This window comes from Lamprobacter sp. (assembly GCF_034860625.1).
In the GTDB taxonomy this organism is placed as follows: domain Bacteria; phylum Pseudomonadota; class Gammaproteobacteria; order Chromatiales; family Chromatiaceae; genus Lamprobacter.
In genome coordinates this window covers 1-997 of the sequence record NZ_JAYESN010000610.1, presented here as the reverse complement: position 1 = coordinate 997, position 997 = coordinate 1, and the positions used below count along the sequence as shown (strand labels likewise).

Below are 997 nucleotides of genomic sequence, written 5' to 3'. Positions count from 1 at the left end.
GATACCGCTGACATGCCCGATGAAGAGATTCTGAGTCGGCTGCTGGAGCTGAATCTCAAGCGCTCGGGTGCAGGCTAGGCAGGCTGTGTGATCGGCTGTCTGGTTGATCTCGGTACGGCATGTTGGCCAACAAGCCCACCCTCCACTTTCAACATACGGTAAACCGATGTCTCAAGATCAACTTCGACTGCGCTGCTACGCCGAGCAGCAAGCTCCCCAAGTATGGGTTGCTGTCTGCATCGACCTATGCCTAGCGGCTCAAGGCGAGACCTATGCAGAGGTGCGTGCCAAACTTGATGCTCAGATGAATCAGTACGTCGAAGAGGCATTCACGGTTGACCGTGAACACTTCGATCAACTGATCCCGCGCAAAGCGCCGCTTCGCCAGCGGATCAAGTATTACCTGGCCCATTTGCACATCGCGAGCAGATTGCTCCGGCATAACGTGCACGATTTCATCCACGGCATACCGCTGACGGTCTCATCACAGCATTCGTGAGTCGCTGGCCCCCGCTCACCTGCCCAGAAGTGAAACGTGCGCTCAAGGCGCTTGGCTTCCAGCCGACCCCAGGCCGTGGATCATCCCACGAGCAGTGGGAGCGCAGAACAGAAGGCCGACTCTACAAGGTGACCGTCGATTGCCCAAAGGCCCCGTTCAGTTTCGACCTGATTGATTCGATGGCGCGGCAAGCAGGAACGACGCGTGAAGGGCTGTATCGGGCCGCTGATAAACGCAAGAAATGGCGCTGGCTTTGGTAACTAGCGCAAACATCCATAAGATTCCTGCCAAGCTCGCACCGGCGCCGATCTGGACACTCCCGGCGATGCTGAGGCTCGTCTGAGGGGAGTTTTGGCGCTCTCGCATCGACGACTATCGGGCGATCTGTGCGCTGCAAGATGGCCGGATGGCGGTGTTGGAGGGGAGGAAAAGGGACCATCCCATTAGGATCAAAGTAATAAGCGGTACCGATGCGCAGCCTGCTCCATTGCGCCTCTG

Annotated in this window: 2 protein-coding genes; both read left to right on the top strand. The window is 57.7% G+C overall.

All coding sequences use genetic code 11. The annotated features are described in order from the left end of the window. Positions 1-166 precede the first annotated feature (166 nt). Positions 167-499 (top strand): hypothetical protein, encoded by a 333-nt coding sequence (locus tag VBE63_RS30195; RefSeq protein WP_323686653.1) that lies wholly within the window; start codon positions 167-169, stop codon positions 497-499. Continuing rightward, complete coding sequence (locus VBE63_RS30190; protein WP_323686652.1) at positions 496-759, top strand: type II toxin-antitoxin system HicA family toxin; 264 nt, start codon at positions 496-498, stop codon at positions 757-759. The genes VBE63_RS30195 and VBE63_RS30190 overlap by 4 nt, the downstream gene beginning before the upstream one ends. The last annotated feature ends 238 nt before the right edge of the window (positions 760-997 follow it).

Bases quoted from the DNA above. Each gene is read 5' to 3' on its own strand.
- VBE63_RS30195 (WP_323686653.1), top strand. From the start codon at position 167: ATGTCTCAAGATCAACTTCGACTGCGCTGCTACGCCGAGCAGCAAGCT.